The organism is Kitasatospora sp. CM 4170, assembly GCF_032110285.1.
In the GTDB taxonomy this organism is placed as follows: domain Bacteria; phylum Actinomycetota; class Actinomycetes; order Streptomycetales; family Streptomycetaceae; genus Kitasatospora; species Kitasatospora aburaviensis.
On sequence record NZ_CP134877.1, the window covers coordinates 7861295 to 7879207 of the forward strand.

Genomic DNA, 17913 nt, shown 5'->3' on the forward strand with positions numbered 1-17913 from the left:
GGCCGCGAGCCGCCGCCGGCGTGTCGGTGGCTCCGGCGTCGGCGCGCACCCCGGTACCTGGAGGCGGCTCATGGACGGACCACGCGGCACCCGGTCACACCCCGGGCCGGTGGAGCGGGGGGTGGGGAGCCCGCTCGACCTGGTCACGGCCCCTCCGCAGCTCACCGGCGTGACGGTCGGCGCCGGCCGGAGCGTGACGCTGACGTGGACGCCGCCGCCCTCGCCGTCGGCGTTCACCGCCGTGCAGCCCGTGGTCCTGTGGGGAGGCACCGAGGTCGACCTCCCGGTCCAGCCGTTCCCCCGCAGCCCGATCGTGCTGACGCTGCCGGACGGCATCCCCAACACCGCCGCGATCGCCCTGCGGGGGGTGGCCAACCTCTCCGTAAGCCCGCTCGGCAACGCCGCCGTCCTGCTCACCACCGCACCGACCGGCGTCACCGTGGCGTACGACGGTGCGGAGCTCCGGGTGTCCTGGGACGCGCTTCCCTCGCCGCTGATCGACGGGTACCGGGTCTGCACGGTGGCCGGCGGGACGGTGACCGTGCTGGGCGACACGGCGACGGCCTCCGGCCGCTGGCCGGTGGACATCGACGACACCTCCACCACGGTCGTCGTCCGGCCGCTCGCCCCCCTGGCGGTCGGGACGCCGTCGGAGCCCGTCCCGGTGTTCACCGAGGCGCTGGTCGTCGGCGGTTCGTACCTCGCGCCCCAGCTGGGGCCGGTGCTGACGGCGGCCGACCTCACGCTCGGACTGCCGGAGCTGTTCGTGACCCCGCAGCTCGACCCCGTCGAGCTGCCGCTCGGCTTCGTCCTGACGCCGGCCGACGCCGGGCCGTACGCGTACACGCTGCTGATCCCGGAGGCCAGCCCGGTCTGGGACTTCACCGACCGCCCGGACGTGATCGGCCGGTGGGCCGAGCTGCTCGCCGAGCTGCAACCACTCGGCATCACCCCGTACGGGGTCGCGGCGCTCACCGAGGCGGTGTCGCGGTCGATGCCGCAGACCTTCGCCGAGACCCTCTACTTCGCCTACGGCCTGCGGTTCGACCGCGGCTTCTTCGACCTGCGCCCCGGCCTCGTGCTGCGGGTCGAGTACGAGGCCTACCAGATCGCGCCGGGCGGCCAGGGAGACCCGCTGTCCGGGTTCGTCACGACCGGCGTCGCCGACTACGAGGTGGCCTCCTACGAGAACGCGGGCACCTGGACCAACGGCCTGGACGCGTTCCTCGCCGGGCTCGCCCGGCAGAACGGCGTCGACGTGCCGAACCCGTCGGGCCCCGCCGCGGGCCAACTGTACGGCAGCGGGGGCGTGTTCGACCTGTTCGCGAAGGCCCTTCGGCTGCCGTACGCGCGCCTGGTCTTCCCGCGGACGCTGCTGCCGACGACCACGCCGGGCTCGCTCTGGCCTCAGCAGAACGCCGTCCTGCTGTCGGCGGCCACCCTCGACGCGCTGGACGCGGCCACCGAGAACGTCCGCCGGCAGGACCCGCCCGGCAGCGGCGTCGCCGCGGCCTACCTGCGCGGTCGCGCGGTGGTCCGCGCGATGGTGCGGATCAGCGTGAACGGCGCCTCCCGGCTGGTGCCGGTGGGGACGACGCTCGGCAACGTGCTCGCGAGCGAGGGCCGGCGGCCGTCCGCCGTCCCCGTGCCGCTGAGCGGAGTGACGATGCACCGGCCGCGCACGGCGGCGGCGCTCGACGGGCCGGCCGGCGACTGGCCGGTCCTCCCGGGCTGGCGGCCGCGTGATCCGGCCGCACTGGGGTTGCCGCTGCTGCACGGCGATCGCCTCGACCTCGCGACGGGCCTCGGCTGATGGCCGAGCCCGTGTTCACCCGTGCCGGGGACACGGCGCTCTACTGGGCCGACCCGGCGGACCGCGTGGCGGCGTTCCTCGCCTCCGACCCGGGAGAGCTCGGCGACCGGCCGACGCTGACCCGGACGTGGGCGGACGGCCTGGGCGCCTACGTCTTCCTGGGCGTGCCCGCTCCGGACTCCACGGGGTTCCTGGCGGCGCTGCGGACCTGGCTCGGCCACTACGCGCCCGAGGGCCCGCCGCGCTTCCTCTGGCTCGCCGACCCGACGGCACCGCCGATCCGCTGGGAGACGACCGTCCTCACCGTTCGGGCGGATCGCGACGGGGACTGGGTGGCGGACGGGGCGTCCTTCCAACTCGCCGACTACCGGCTCGCGTTGGCCGGGGGCGGGGCGGTCGCTCCGGCGGAGACGGCGGCGGGCTGGGGCTTCGCCGTCGCCGACGCGGCCGACCGCTCCGCCGTCACGCTGTACTCGCCGACGGCCCGGTTCCCCGCGCGGCGCACGACCACGCTCCTGGGCATGGCGGCCGGGCAGAGCGGTGCGTGGCGGTTCGTCATCGACGCGCCGGACGGCGGCGGGGACGCCTTCACCGGCCTCGGCGCGGGGCTGCGCTTCTTCACCCCGGGGGAGGCCGGCGTCGTCCGGACCGTGCGGTTCGCCGTCGTCCGCCAACCGGACGGCGCCGACCTGGAGTTCCACGCACAGATCGATCCGCTGCGGCCGCTGGACGGCGGGCGCACCTCGCTGGGCTTCTTCGCCGGCACGACGGGCGAGGGCGACCCACCGGCGCTGCCGTCCGGCTACGCCACGGTGCTCGGCCACGGGGTGGCGCTGCGCCCGCTCGCCGCCGGTGCGGGCGCGGCGGGCCCGGCCCGGCTGGTCTTCGGCCTCGCGCCGTACCTCTCCGACGAGGCGGGGAACGCCGGCTACCACCTCGTCCCGGACGGGCCGTTCGCCGTCGAGAGCCCCGTCGAGAGTCCCGTCGGCACCTCCGTCGGGGCCGGCGGCGCGGGGCCCCGCGTGATCTGCGGCGTGTCCGGCCTGGAGTACCTCGGCCTGCCCGCCGAGGGCGGCGCGCTGGCCTTCCGGCCCGGGCAGCCGGCGTACGCACCGCTCGGCCCGGCCCGCACCGGTGCCGACTCGCTCACCTCGCACGGCACGACGTCGTGGGTGTCGGTCGCGGCGGACGCGGACACCGTGACCTACTACAGCCAGCCGGAGGACGCGCCGCTGTACACGGCCGGCTCCCCGGCGGCGGCCGGCGGCGTCGACCTGCTGGAGTTCTGCGAGGTGCCGGCCGCGGCGCCGGCCGGGACGGCCTTCCCGATGGCGCCCTTCCACGGGCTCGTCGACGGCGCGATCGACCGGGCGGTCGCGGTCGAGCGACTGGCGGTCGCCCCGACCCGCCGCGCGGTGCTGCTGCCCGGCGAGGGCGGCGCACCGGCGGAAGGCGCCGATTCGACCGTGGCCGTGACGCCGCAGGGGCTGGCCGTCGGCCTGGCCCCCGACCTCGGCTGGAACTGGCTCGGCATCGGCCACGACGGCGACGCGGCGGCGGAGCCGGACCTGAGGTTCACCGCGGTCACCGGCCCGTTCCGGCAGGCGATGCAGACCAACAACCTCTTCCTGGTCCTCGGCGACCCGCAGGAGTTCAACCGCTTCGGCTCGGTCGCGTACGAGCTCACCACGGCGGCGCTCGACGTCATCGCGACCATCCCCGAGGAGCACGGTGGCGTGCCGGCGGAGGTCCTGCGGGCGGTGCGCGGCGCGATGCACGACACCGGGTACGACACGCGGACGGCGTTCCTCGCCGCGCTGGTCGAGGCGGTCCCCGGGATCACCGAGGCGGAGCAGCGGGTCTTCCTGCGGTACGGCGGCCGGCTGACCCCGGTGGCCGGCGGGTGGCCGTTCCGGCTCTCCCCGGACAGCTGGCGGGAGTCGACCCACCTGATCGTGAAGTTCGTGCCGGGCCGCAGCATCGTCGACCTGGTGGAGGACGTGTCGACCTGGGCGTGGCCCGCCGCGGCCTCCCGCACCGGCCGGCCGGCCGACGCCCAAGCGGCGATCCGCGGTGTCATCGACGCGGCGCGGAGCGCGCCGGCCGGATCGCCCTACGCCTCGTTCCTCCAGGTCGTCCGGGACCCGGACTGGACCGGAGTGCTGGCGCTCTCGGCCGAAGTCCCGCTGGAGCAGCTGCCCGCCGAGCTCCAGGTGCTGGCGGCCGGGATCGACCCGGAGAGGTTCACCGCGCACCACCTCGGGATCCCGCTCACGCCGTTCCGGCGCGTGGGCGGCCGGTTGACCTTCGAACGCTCGGCGATGTTCGGGCTGATCGACTATCAGAACCCCGAGGACCAGTACTTCAGCGAGAACATCCACTTCGCCTTCCGCGTCCTGCAGTTGACGGTAGGCGTGCGGAACTCCGTGGTCACCGCGTTCAGCAGCCGGGTGGAGCTGCTCGTCAACCGTCTCTTCGGCGCCCCCGCGCGGCTGCTGCCGACCACCCGCGGGAACAACATCGTCCTCGACGGCGCGCTCCAGCGCCAGCAGCTGCCCGACGGCACGGCGCACGACACCTTCGTGTTCGCCATGGCCGGGCAGAACACCTTCCGGCTCGACGGACCGGTGCTCCGGAGCGTCGAGCTGCTGTCCACCCAGCTCGTCACCGAACGGGCGGCCGACCCGGCGTCCGGCCGGGCGAACGTCGACGCCGTCTTCCAGCTGGCGGGCAACCTGCGGTTCCACGAGCCGGAGCGGTTCGACCCGTTCTGCTACGGACCGGACGCGGCCGGGGCGGACGGCTACCTGCGCTTCGGCGGCCTGGCCGTCGCCATGTCCTTCGACCTCGGCGATCCGGCCGGGACGACCCGGTTCACGCTGCGGGACGGCAACCTGTCGCTCGACGCGGCGAACAGCAGGGCCCGCGCCCAGTCGCTCGCCGCCCGCTTCCCGATCCGGCCGAACGGGCTCATCGCCACGCCCGATCCGGCACTCGCCACGGGCGCCCCGCCACCGCCGCAGACACCGACGGACCTGGGCTACGTCTCCGTCACCGCGCCGCTCGAACAGGCGGTGCTCGCCCAGCCCTGGTACGGGCTGGACTACACCGTGGACCTCGGCTCGCTCGGCGCGCTCGCCGGGAGCAAGGCGCTCGCCCTCCAGGTCCTCGTGGCGTGGAGCCCGGCAACGGGCGACACCGGTCCGGGGATCTACCTGGGCGTCCGGCTGCCCGGCGCCAACGGGTCGGTCGGGGCCGGCCTGCCGCTGCAGGGCGTGGTCACCATGGGCTTCCGCTCGGTGGAGTTCCTGGTCGGCGAGGAGCCGGAGCTGCCGCGGACGTACACGCTCCGGCTGCGGGACTTCGCGCTGCGGCTGCTCGGCCTGGCGCTCCCGCCCGGACACAACGACGTGATCCTGTTCGGCAACCCCGACCAGGGCGGCGCGTCGAAGGTCGGCTGGTACCTCGCGTACGCCTCGGCCGCCGACCCGAAGCGCCTGCCGCCCCCGCCGGTCCGGGCGGCGCTGCGCTCCGCGGGGAGGGGGTGACCGTGCAGAAGGCGCAGGAGGGCAAGCAGAACCCGCTGACGGTGGTGAAGCTGCTCTGGTGCGGTCAGGGCATGACCGCACTGGTCGAGATCTACAACGACGGCGTCGAGAAGGAGGAGGCCGACTTCCTCGGGCTGGTCGACTGCGGTGGTGACCGCGAGTACGCACAGGGCGCACTGGACTACATCGCGCGCAAGGTCGGGGCGAGGTACCGCAAGCTCCTCGACCTCGTCGTCGTCACCCAGCAGGACGCCTCCCACGTCGGCCTGTTCGAGGACCTCGGCCGGCTCCTCCAGCCCCTCCGCGCCAAGCTGTGGACCGTCTTCGTCGCCGGCGGCAAGGGGGCCGTCCCGGAGCCCCTCAGGGAGTTCCTCACCCTCCTGCGGTACGACCTGCGCCAGGTCGAGTTCGACTCCCCGATGCAGAACAGCTACCTCCGGGGCACGCGGGCCGGGCTCGGCTGGATCTCCGAGCACAACGGCACCTACTTCCGCATCCTGGCGTCGAACCTGGTGACCCGGTGCTTCACGGAGCGCGCGGCGTCCAACGTCCTGGTGGTGGACAACGGCAGGCTCGCCGTCGTCCTGCCGGGCGACACGGGGATCGACACGATCAACGAGATCAACCGCATCCCGAACCTGGGGGAGCTCCTGCCGCCGGTCCTGGCCTTCGCACTCCCGCACCTCGGCGTGCTCGCGACCGCGGTCAGGAACCGCGTCGCGGGCGGGAACGTACCGGACGACCAGTGGGCGGTCATCGAGAAGTTCACGAAGGCCGTCAGCCCGCAGAACGTCGCGGCCAGCGCCGGCCCGTTCAACCCCTTCAAGCACCCGGCCCAGGAGGTCATCGACCTGTTCGGGACCCCGGCGCCCGACGAAGCCCACTGGTACGTCTCCTACGACCTGCGCGCACAGGGTGCCGAGAGCGAGGGGTGGCGGACCCGGCGGACCGAAGTGGGGGTCAGAACCACCGTGGAGGCCTTCGGGGACGTGGTCGTACCGGGGACGGACCCGGAGGCCGTCCACGACGGCACGCGGTTCTGGTACGGCGACATCGTGTACCGGTTCCGGCTGCGCCTCGGGCCGGAGCCCGAGCCCGCGGCGACGGTGGAGTTCGTGCCGCGGGGGACGTCCGGGACGCCTGGCGCGGGTGAGGCCGTCGTCCGGGCCCCTGAGCCTTAGGAGGCTGCCCCGTGGCATCACTCGACGAGATCTACGCCGCGTTCGAGGCGGCCGCCCGCGACGGCGGCATCACCGGCGACACGCTCCCGGGGCTGGCCGAGCTGCTCGGCTCGCTCGGCGTCGGCCGCCTGGAGGTCTCCGACGGCCACGCGTCCCGCGGGTCGGAGAGCGCGTGGCTGACCGGCTCCGCCGGCTACCTCGGCACCCCGTGGACGATGCGGCTCACCGGTACGCCGCGGCCCGGCACCGCACCGGCGGCCCTGGCACTGGAGCTCGGCGGCACGGCGGCGCCCGCGACGTGGACCTTCAGGAAGGCCTTCGGCACCCTGCCGGCCAGCAGACGCCCGGTGGACGGCGGGAACGGCGGGCTCGTCGTCGGGGCGAGCGTCATCGGCCCGTTGCTCCTCGACCAACCCGCGGTGACGGCCACCAACCTGCCGGCCGGCGCACGCCCGCGGCTGTCCGGCACGCTGCTGATGCGCGGCAGCGCCTCGGTGTCCGGCAGCGACGTCCTCGCCGGGTACGCGGACCTCCTCGGGGACCGACTCCAGGTCGAGGGGCCCATGGCCTTCCCGGCCGGCGAACCGCCGGTCATCGAGCTCCGCGCGGTCGCACCGGGGGTGCGGCTGGAACTCGCCAAGCTGGACGTCTCGGCCGTCGGCCTGCTGCTGACCACCGACTACCTCGACCCGTGTCCGCTCCCCGCGGTGGGCGAGCGCCGCTCGGCCGTCCTGATGTTCGCCGAGGCGAGCCTGCCGACCGAGCCGCCGGAGACGGTCACCATCACGGCACCCCTGCTGACCGGCGACTACGTCTGGCCGCTGGTCGTCACCCTGGATCCGCCGCTCGGACTCGAAGGCGGGATCCAGGCGCTGACCGCGCTGACCGGCGGCACGGCGAAGAGCTTCACACTGCCGAGCGGCATCGCGGCGATCGACCGGTTCGGCCTCCAGGACGTCGAGTTCGGCATCGTGCCGGTCGGCCTGGGCGGGCCGGGACTGTCGTACACCGCGGTCAGCATCGTCTCGAACGAGCCGTGGGACCCGCCGGTGCCCTACCTGACCGTCGACCGGGTCGGCACCCGCTGGGTGTTCAGCTTCGCGGGCGGCCGGACGCTCCTCAGCGGCCTGGTCTTCGGAACCATGCGGTTCGGCCAGAAGGGCGCGGCCTCGCTCGGTGCGCAGGCCCCGTTCGGCGACCGCGTGGAGCGCGGGCTGCAGCCGCGCACCGGCTTCGACGACATCGTCGTGACGGTCCGGCTCTCGCTGCCCGACCTCGGGTTCTCGGCCTTCACCGAGGCGCCGTTCGCGCTGCCGATCGCCGAGGCGTTCCGGTCGTTCTTCGGCGCCGACGGTCCGCCCGTCGGCGCCGACCTGACCTGCGAGTCGCTGACCATCGACGCCTCGCTGCTGCAGAAGGAGTTTGCGGCCGGCCTGACCGTGAGCGGCGACTGGCCCGTCCACGCCGGGAAGGTCACCCTGGCGCTGACCGGGCTCCGGCTGCAGGTGCAGGTCACGCAGAACCGCGTCTCCGGCCTGCTGATCGGCAAGGGCGAGATCGCCGTCCCGGACTCCGACCCGATCGAACTGCTCGCACAGGCGCAGTACCCGGGTACCGGCGGCTGGGAGTTCAGCGCGATGACGAGCGGCGCCGTCGACCTGCCGCGCCTCGTCCACGGCCTCATGGGCGAGGAGCCGCCGGACTGGGTGAAGGACCTCTCCATCGAGCTCGCCGGCCTCAGCGTCCGGTTCAGCACGGCCACCGGCAACCCCTACTCCGCCTCCGGCACACTCAAGGTGACGGTTGGTCAGGAACTGCTCGGCATGGAGCTGCGGCTGCTGCTGACCGCCGCCGTCGAACGCACGGTGCGCGCCACGGCCGCCGACGAGCACCTCGCCGTCGCGCTGCGCGACACCGCGCAGGTGGAGCCGGTCACGGTGACCACGGGCAGCCTCTCCGGGACGTTCACGCTCAACCGGTTCGAGGTCACCGCCTCGGTCTCGGTCACCGACGCGGGCAAGGACTACACCTTCAGGATCGCCTACGGCGACCTCTCCCTGAGCGCGCTCACCTCCTGGGCGGGGGAGGGGGCCGACCGGCACCGGATCCTCACCGTCCGCCTCACCGGCACGCTCGGCGAACTGATCACGTCCCTCGTCGCACTGGTCAACCCGAACGCGACGTTCCGCCTCGACCCGCCCTGGGACTTCCTCGGCAGTGTCGACCTCACCGGTCTGGAGCTGACGGTCGACCCGACCAGGCAGCAGGTCACCGTCCAGCACGACCTGAAGCTGAACCTCGGATTCGTCAGGATCCGCTCCGTCGGCCTGAGTTACGACCGCTCCACGGGCACGCCGGCGGTGAACGTCGTGCTCGACGCCCAACTGCTCGGGGACAGCGCCGCGAAGCCGCTGAGCTGGGACCCGGTCACCCAGGCGCCACCCCAACCCGCCGGTACGGGGCAGAAGTTGTTCGCGCTGCGCTACCTCGGCCTGGGCCAGCACGTCTCACTCAGGGACCTCACCGGCTACACCGGTGTCGCCGAGGTGGTGGACGCGATGGTCCGGGCGATGCGCCCGGTCGCCCCCGCCACCGGCAAGCCGCCGCTCGACCCGGCGACGACGGTGTTCGACGCCTCCAGCCAGTGGCTGTTCGGGATCGACGCGACGTTCCTGGACACGGTCGCGGTCAAGCTGGTGATGCACGACCCGGACCTCTACGGCGTGCTGTTGGCGCTGCGCGGATCACGGGCGGGATCACTCGCCGGGCTGAACGTCGAGCTGCTGTACCGGAAGGTCACCGACGACGTCGGCGTCTTCCACGCCCGGCTGCAGATCCCCGACGCCTACCGGCAGTTGCAGTTCGGCGCGGTGTCCGTGACGCTCGGCGTGATCACCGTCGACATCTACACCAACGGCGACTTCCGGGTCGACCTCGGCTTCCCGACGGGGCGCGACTTCACCGACTCGTTCGCGATCGAGGCCGGCGTCTTCAACGGCCGGGGCGGCCTCTACTTCGGGGTGCTGAGCGGCGCCACCTCCAGCCGCGTGCCGCGGATCACCGACGGGACGTTCAGCCCGGTCCTCGAACTCGGGATCGGCCTCTCCATCGGCGTCGGCCGCACCTTCCAGCGCGGCCCGCTCCGGGCGGACCTCTTCGTCAACCTCGTGGTGATCTTCGAGGGCGTGCTGGCGTGGTACCACCCCGACGAGGACGGCCGGGGCAGCGAGCTCTACTACGCCTGCCGGGGCACCGTCGGCATCGTCGGCCGGCTGAACGCGACGGTCGACTTCAAGGTGATCCGGGTCGACGTCAACCTGCAGGTCTCCGCGATGGCCACCGTCGAGTTCGCCGCCCACCGGGCGACCGTCGTGGCGCTCAACCTCTCGGTCCGGGCCAGCGCCAGCGTGAAGATCCTCTTCGTCACGGTCTCGTTCTCGTTCTCGCTGACCCTGGAGACCTCCTTCACCATCGGCTCCGACAGCACCCCGCCGTGGCGGCTCGCCCCCGGTGCCGCCCGTCGGCGCCTCGCGTCCCCGAGGCTCCCGGTGGGGCCGGCACCGGCGGAACGGCCGCCGTACCGGCTGCACTTCGACCCGGACGCGCACGTCTTCCCCGACGGCCTGCCCCGGACCGTGCACCTCACGCTCGTCCCCGCCTACACGATCGCCGACGTCCCGGTCGACTGGACCGGCCGGACGCAGCCGCCGAACGACGAGCCCGCATACCGCCTCGTGGTCATGCTGCTCGCCGACAACGCCGTCGCGGTGGACGCGGTCACCATCGCCGGGACGGAGCGGCCCGACGTGTCGCGAAACCCGCACGCGGACACACCCGCCGACACCTCCTTCAACCGGCTCGCCGACGGCCTGCTGCGCTGGTCCCTCGACGCGCTCGGCGTCACCACCGCCACCGTCACGCTCGACGAACTGCTGGACCTGGTGGAGCAGCTGGCCCTGGCGGAGGCCGAGGACACCGGCTTCACCTGGGCCGACCTCCAGGGGTTCCTGGCCAACAACCTCCACCTCGTGGTCGGCGGCACCCCGGAGGGCGACGCCCGCGAGGACACCACCGGGACCCCGTTCCCGATGGTCCCGGTGCTGAAGTGGACCGCCACCGGTCTGCCGGACCCGTCCGACCGGGAGCGCGACTTCGCCACCCACCGGCAGATCGACGCGACCTACGAGGCCGAGGCGGCCGCCTACTTCGCCGAGCTGGACCCGGTGCCGCCCGGCGAGCGCCCCTCCTCCCGCACCACGGCGGACCGGCCCAGCGAGTCCATGGCGACCTTCGTGCTGCGCGACTACCTGCGCATGGTCGCCCGCGCCACCGCGCAGGCCGCCGCGAACCTGCTGACCGCCTACCCCCACGAGGTGACGGAGGAGGACTCGCTGGCCTCCGTCGCCGCGGGCTTCGGGACGGCCACCACGCCGTACGAGGTCGCCCCCCGGGACACCGCGGACCACGCGGCCGGCTCCCTCGCGGTCTCGGTGGCCGAGCTGCTGGCGCTGAACCCCGACCTGCCGGACCGGCTGGCCGCCGCGCGGGCCGGCGACACGCTCACGGTCGTGCGGGGTGTCACCCCGCAGTCGATCGCCGTCGCCAACCCCGACTGGCCCGTCGTCGCCGACACCGAGATCACCCTCGGCACGCTGCCGGTGCAGCTCCGCGCGGGCGGGACGCTCGGCGGGCTGGCCCACGCGTACGGCACCGACCCGGCGGCGCTGGTGGACCACCTGCGCGACACCACCCCGCTGCTGCGCGCCGGCGCGACCGTGCCGCTGCCCGACTTCGTGCACGCCGGGCTCTCCGTCGACGACACGGCCGCCGTCTTCTACGTCCGGCTCGGCCTCACCCGGCCCGGCGAGGTGCCGTTCGCGGACTGGTACCAGCAGGCGATCGACCGGCTCAACGGCGACCCCGGGCAGCCACTGCCCCCGACCCTCCAGGTGCCCGACGGCTACCAGTCCACCGACACCCTCACCTGGACCACCCTGCCGGGCGACACCGTCCTCGACGTCGCCGCCTACGCCGCGCTGATCCAGAACACCGCCCCCGGCACGCCGTTCGCCGCGTGGCTGGAGGCGGTCCGCACGGCCAACCGGTCGGCGGACCCGGCGGGCGTCCGCCTCCCGGCCGACGCCGCGGCCGTGGTCCTGCCCAACGACACGCTCCGCTCGCTCCAGGACCGGCTGCTGCTCCCCGACGCGCCGTTCGCCACCTACGCCGCCGCGGCGGACGTGCTCGTCCCGCTGGTCACCGTCGAGGTGCCGGACGCGGTCGGCACGACGGGCCCCGGCCTCACCCTGCTGACGCTGGCCCAGACGTACGGGCTCGGGCTGGAGGACCTCGCCGGGCGGATCGCCGACGACCCGGGCGTGCTGGCGACCGGGCCGGGGCTCGTCGTGCCCGAGGTGCCGTCGACGGGGATCGACGCGCTCCTCGCCGCGATGCACGACGGCGCGGCGATCGGCACCGTGAGCGGCCAGGTCGCGCGGTTCATGCTCGGTGGGCTGCGGCTGCCCGCACCCGTCCGGGTCGACGGGGTGTACCACGCCACCGGCCCGATGACCGGCGGCTACGAGCTGATCGGCCAGCAGGTCACCGGCCCGCCGCCGCCCCCGGACCCGGCGGCGGTGGACGACCCGGTCGTGACCATCACCGTCGACAAGGCCGTGCCCGCCGACTGGCTGACCTTCGCCGACCCGGCCCGCCCCGACGGCACCCCCCGACCCGCCACCGCCAGCGCCACCGCCGGGGCCGACGGCGCGGTGGTCGCGATCACCGCCGCCGACCTGCGGGAGCACTACCCCGCGACCGGGCTGATGCCGGTCGTCGAGAGCCCGCTCGCGGCCCTGCCGCTGTCGCACGGGATCGGCACGCGCCACACCGTCACCCGGACGATCCCGTGGTGGACGACCACGCCCGTCCACCTGCCCGGCACCCCCTCCGGCCCGCCCTCGCTCTGGCCGCTGCCGGGCGACCTGACCGCGCTCGCCGGGGCCGACCGGAGCGGGTCGGCGTTCCTGCTGGAGCAGACGACGCCGCAGACCGGCGCGGCCGCCCGCTACACCGAGCTCGGCTGCTACGCCTGGGCGACGCTGGTCTCCTTCGCCGTGCGCCGCATTCCGGGCCTCGCCGCGACGGTCGAGGTGCTCGGCGCGGACAACGCCGACCGGCAGCGGATCGCGCAGCTCCTGGCGTACCTGCGGGCCGCCGCCGGGAAGCCGTCGACCGGCGCCCACCCGCCGGCGCCAGCCGACGAGCAACTCCTGCTCACCCCGCTCTGGCAGCTGCCGCCGGCACCGGGCCGCACCCCCGGCCTGACCTCGACACCGCTCGCCGCCGACCGGACCTTCATCCTCCGGACCAACCTCAGCACCGAGACCCGCAGCGGCCCCGCGGCCGAGGACCCCACCGCGGGGCAGCACTTCGCGGCCCTCGCCGACGGCCGGCGGTTCCTCGCCCTGCTCCGGGAGTGCAGCGCCGTCGGTGGTGGCGGCTACTGGATGCAGTACCGCGGCGAGGCGTCCGACGCGGTGCCCGACGCGATCTTCGACCAGGACGGGCTCGCCCGGCTCCGGCTGCTGGTCCAGCTCTCCTCGCAGTGCGGGGCGGACCCCGACCGGCACCTGTACGCGTTCACCAACATCGCCGTGGTCGGTGACGGGGTCGACCCCGCGACGACCGCCCTCACCGCCCGCGCCGTGGACCCGCCCGAGCTGCAGCAGGTCGCCAAGGTCGACCCCGGCCAGGTCGGGTTCACCGCACGGTTCGCCAACCCGCTGGCCGACGACACCCCGCAGGGCCGGCTGCGCCGCCTGTACGGGCTGCTGGGCTTCCGGCTCGACCGGACGGACCGGTTCGAGGGCAGCGGCGAGGGCCGCGCGGTGGCACCGCAGCCCGCCGACGGCACGGACGACCTCGGGCTCCTGGTGCCGAGCGAGGCCGCCGAGGAGGTCTGGGACCTCACCCGGATCGTCGACGTCAACCGGTTCGCCCGGCACCGCGCCGAGGCCGTCCCCACCGCCCCGCCCCCGGACGGCGACCCGTACGCCGGCATCGCCGAAGGCGCGCGGACCCAGGTCTCGGTGTGGTTCCAGGACGTGTTCGGCAACCGGTCCGGCAGCCCGGAGCCGGCCGCCGTCCCCGTCCGCTACACCGACCCCGTCATCGGCGTCGGCGCCTGGCCGTCCACCACCCTGCGGTACGACGTCGAGCCGGCCGGCGACCTCGCGGACCTGACCGTCACCGTGGAATTCCAGGCCGTCGCCCACCAGCCGGGCGCGGCCGAGGCCGGCGCGTCGGCCGCCGCCGCGGCGGAGCGCGACCGGGACCGCCTGGTGCCGGTCTACTACCAGGTCGCCCGGCCCGACGTCGGGGCCGCCCTGTTCACCTCACTGCAGCAACCGCCCGGCTCCGACCCCACCCCGCTCACCGTCGACGTCGAGGTGCTGCGGCGGTACGTGCTCGGCGCGCACGCGCTGCTCGGCTCGCTCGCGGCGGTCGGCTCCGCACCGGCCACGGACGCCGCGACCCTCGACGCCCTCTGCACCACGTACGGCGTCGGCTACGACGAACTGGGCGGCGCCAACGCCGACACGGCCGTCGACGCCATGCTCGACGCCGACGAGCTCGCCGTCCCGGTGAACGCCGCCTTCCGCACCGGCGACACCGTCGCCGGGCTCTGCCGGGCGGTCGACCCCTCGCTCGACCCGGAACAGGTGCTGCTCGACGAGGACAACACCGTCGTGCCGCTCAACCCCTCCGTCGAGCTCGCCACCCCGCCGCGCACCGCGGCGGTGCCGCCCGGCGCCCGGGCCGACGAGCTCGCCGCCCGGCTGCGCTGCTCCCTGCGGACGCTGGTGGCGGCCAACCGGGACCGCCCGGGGCTGCTCACCCCCGGGTTCGTCTTCGACTGCAACGGCGTCAAGGTCGAGGTGGCACCCGACCTGCCGGCCAGTGAAGCCACCCTCGCCGGCGTCGCGTCGGCCTACCGGGAGCTCCGCGTGCCCTTCGACGCGACCCAGGTCGTCTCGCTGAACGCGGACCGGCCGGGCATGTTCCGGGAGGGCGCCTCCCTGCTGGTCACCGGCCACCTGGTCGAGAGCGGCGACACCCTGGCCGACAACCGGGCCGGACTCACGCCCGAGCAGCTCGCGCCGCTGAACACCACCACCGTCGACCTCTTCACCCCCGGCACCACGCTGCTCCTCACCACCACCCCGACCCCGGTGCCGCCGGGCGACCCGCTCGGGCACTTCGCCGCCGTCCACGGCACCACCCCCGGCGCACTGCTCCGCCACAACGGCCAGGTCGAGGTCCTGGCCGGCTCCCCGCCGGTCGTGCCCGGGACGTGGGCGTGGCCGGTGGACCCCGACGCCCTGCGGGTGCCGTACACCGTCCGCGACGGCGACTCGCTCGACGGCATCGCCGCACACTTCCCCGGCGCCGACCTGGTCGAGGTCAACGCCGGGATGCCGGAGACCGTCGCGTCCGGTGTCACCGTCACGGTCGGGAGCGACAGCGTCACCACGGCCGCCCCCGCCTCGTTCGCCGACGTCTGCGCGCTGTTCGACCCGCCGGTCGGCCTCGCCGCACTCGCCGCCGCCATCGGAGGGCGGACCGACGTGCTGGCGCCCGGGGCGCTGCTGGTCTGCCCGCCCGGCGAGCTCCCCGGCCGGCCGGCCGACGGCGGGGTGACGCCCGAGGCCGCCGCCGCCCGGTTCGGCGTCACCGCGGTCGCGCTGCTCGCGGCCAACGCCGGCACACCGTGGCTGCTGCTGCCCGGGCAGGAACTGTGCGCGCGGCAGCCCGGCGAGGACGGCGCCGCGCCCACCGAGACGACCGCGGACCGCGACACCCTCACCGCCGTGGTCGAGCGTTTCCGCCGGCGCGGCGTGGTGACCGGCATCGACGCCCTCGTCGCGGCCAACACGGACGTCGCCTTCCTGCGGCCCGGTGCCCGCATGGTCGTCCCGCCGGCCGCCGCCCTGCTCACCGGCAGGCTGGGGGAGTCGACGCCGGACGGCGTGCAGTGGTCGTTCCCCGAGCCCGTCTTCCCCCTCACCGTGGCACTGGAGCTCTCCCGCGAGCCCGCACTGGTCGACCCGGCGCTCGCCGCCACCGCCACCCGCGACCGGACCGCCGTCCCCGCCGCCCGGGGCACCGACCCGGCCCAGGACGGCGCGCTCACCCTGGCGGCCTTCGCCGAACAGGTCCAGCGCGCCGTCCCCGCGCTGCGGCTGGCCACGGCGCCGGGCCGGACCTCCGCCACCGACGTCTGGGCGGTCGTCTTCGACGCCGACGGCATCGCGAGCGTCGGCATCGAGCCCCCGTGCGAGATCGCCGGCACCCGGCAGCCGCGCACCTTCGCGCTGCGCCCGCTGAGCACCACCCTCACGGCCCGCCGGCAGGTGACCACGCCCGGCTTCGACGTCCGCACCGGCGAGCTGACCGACGGGCAGGCCCGCGACTACCAGGGCATCGACCTGGAGGTGTGGGCCCGCTCGTTCCTCGACGACGTCGAGCTGCTGCTGTCGGCCGCCTACCTCCAGGGCGCGTACGCGCTGCGCCGGGACGTGCTCGACGGGATCATCGGCCTCAAGAAGGCGCTCGCCGGGGCCGTCGCCGAGGGGCTGGACCACATCCTCACCGGGCAGGCACCGGATTCCGGAGCCGACCCGAAGCGGGCGGCGGCCGTCGAACGGCTCCGCCAGGAGCTGCTGGCCTCACTGACCCGCGGCTACGCGACCTCGGCCGTCGTCCAGTACGACACCAGCGCGTCCTCCCCGTGGACGGAGCAGTACGCCCGGCTGTCCGGCACCCCGGTCGTCGACTACCACGACGCCCCCGCCGACCGGCGGACCGCGACGGTGTCGAACGGCAAGGTCCCGCTCACGGACGGCGATGCGCAGATCAGCTTCCTGGTCACCGTCCCCGACGTGGCGGCGCACGCCGCCCTCGACCTCTCCCTCGACTTCGCCGGCATCGAGCTGGAGTTCGGGATCGAGCAGGAGGCCGACGGCTACGACCGCTCCGACTGGCTGGCCTTCGTCACGCCGCTCGCCTCGGGCGCACCGCCCGCCCTGGACTTCGACCTCGGCGCCCCGCGGGTGCCGATCCCGCTGCGCGCGTACCCGCCGCTGCCGATCCTGCTCGACCAGCACGCCGACGCCCCCACGGCGGCCGAGACGCTCGGCGACGCGCTGTACTGGCAGTACCGGTTCTCGGTGCAGCACCAGTCCGCCGAGCAGGACACCGTCGAACTCCGGGTCGCCTTCAACCGGCCCGCCGGTGCGGCCGCCGCCGCGGCCGACGACGACCTGTTCACCGCCCTGGCCCGGTACACCGCCGTGTCCGCCCCGATGCTCGGCCTGCTGGCCGGGCTGCCCGACTGGGAGCGCGCCGACACCGACCGTCGTACGGCCCTGGCCAACGCCCTGGACACCTACCGGACGCTCGCCTCCGCCGTCGCGGACGCCTGGGCCGCGCACTGGGGAGACGGGACCGCCGCCGCTCCGACGCCCGCGGCCGCGGCCACCGGCGGTCCGGTCCCGGACGTCTACCGCTACGCGTTCGGACTCGACGCCCGGGACGGCTGGTACACGACCCTGCGGCTGACCCGCACCGTGGAGACCGGACCGGGCGGCGTGGGCTGGCCGGAACGCATCCGGGTGACGGCGGACGGAGTGTGCCACGAACTGACGCCCGCCGACCCGGAGTTCTGCGGGTGCACCGACACCGGACACTGCCGCTGCTACGCCTTCCCGTTCCGGACCGTCGAGGCGTTCACGCTGCTCACGTTCGAGCTGACGCTCCCGCCCGTGCACATCGCCGCCCACCAGAGCGCGTCGGCCGGCGCCCGGGTGACGCGCAACGCGCGGCTGCTCGGCGTGGGCTGGCCGGAGACCGAGCCGGCCTTCGTGTACCGGACGCCGGAGATCGGCTACGCCGAGCCGGTCGTGCCGTTCATCGACATCACCGGCGCCATCGCCATCGGCCCCTGGGACCCGACCGGCGACGGTCCGCTCCGGCCGGTGTTCGACGCGGTCTTCGACGGCGACCCGGCCGACCGGACCGTCGCGATCGGGGCGCGCTACGCCTACACCCTGGTCGCCGGGTACCCGCCGGTGTCGGCGCTGCTGCCGGTCGTCCAGTCGACCTCGGGCAGGTACGACGCGGCGACGCTCCCGACGCTCACCCGGGCGCTCACCGCGTGGAGCGAGCGCGAGCAGCCCGCGACGGAGGGCGGGGCCTGGGCCTTCCGGCTCAGCCTCCACTCGTCCGTCGACCCGACGCTCCAACGGCCGGTGCTGCAGCTCAGGCACCTGTCGTCCCCGCTCGAACCGTCCGCCACCTGAGCCGGTGG

At 74.8% G+C, this 17913-nt stretch carries 4 protein-coding genes; all 4 read left to right on the forward strand.

Features of this window, described 5'->3' with window-relative positions:
• Window positions 1-121: 121 nt before the first annotated feature.
• From RMN57_RS32890 to RMN57_RS32905, 4 genes are read left to right on the forward strand one after another with little or no spacing between them, the layout of a single operon-like run.
• Window positions 122-1813, forward strand: a complete 1692-nt coding sequence (locus RMN57_RS32890) for a hypothetical protein (RefSeq protein ID WP_313766937.1) — start codon at window positions 122-124, stop codon at window positions 1811-1813.
• Complete coding sequence (locus tag RMN57_RS32895) at window positions 1813-5361, forward strand: hypothetical protein (protein WP_313766938.1); 3549 nt, start codon at window positions 1813-1815, stop codon at window positions 5359-5361. The genes RMN57_RS32890 and RMN57_RS32895 overlap by 1 nt, the downstream gene beginning before the upstream one ends.
• A gap of 2 nt (window positions 5362-5363) precedes the next feature.
• Window positions 5364-6542, forward strand: coding sequence for a hypothetical protein (locus RMN57_RS32900; RefSeq protein ID WP_313766939.1), 1179 nt, complete (start codon window positions 5364-5366; stop codon window positions 6540-6542).
• An 11-nt stretch (window positions 6543-6553) separates the two neighbouring features.
• The gene (locus tag RMN57_RS32905) at window positions 6554-17905 is read left to right on the forward strand and encodes a hypothetical protein (protein WP_313766940.1); all 11352 of its coding nucleotides are present in this window, start codon (window positions 6554-6556) and stop codon (window positions 17903-17905) included.
• The last annotated feature ends 8 nt before the right edge of the window (window positions 17906-17913 follow it).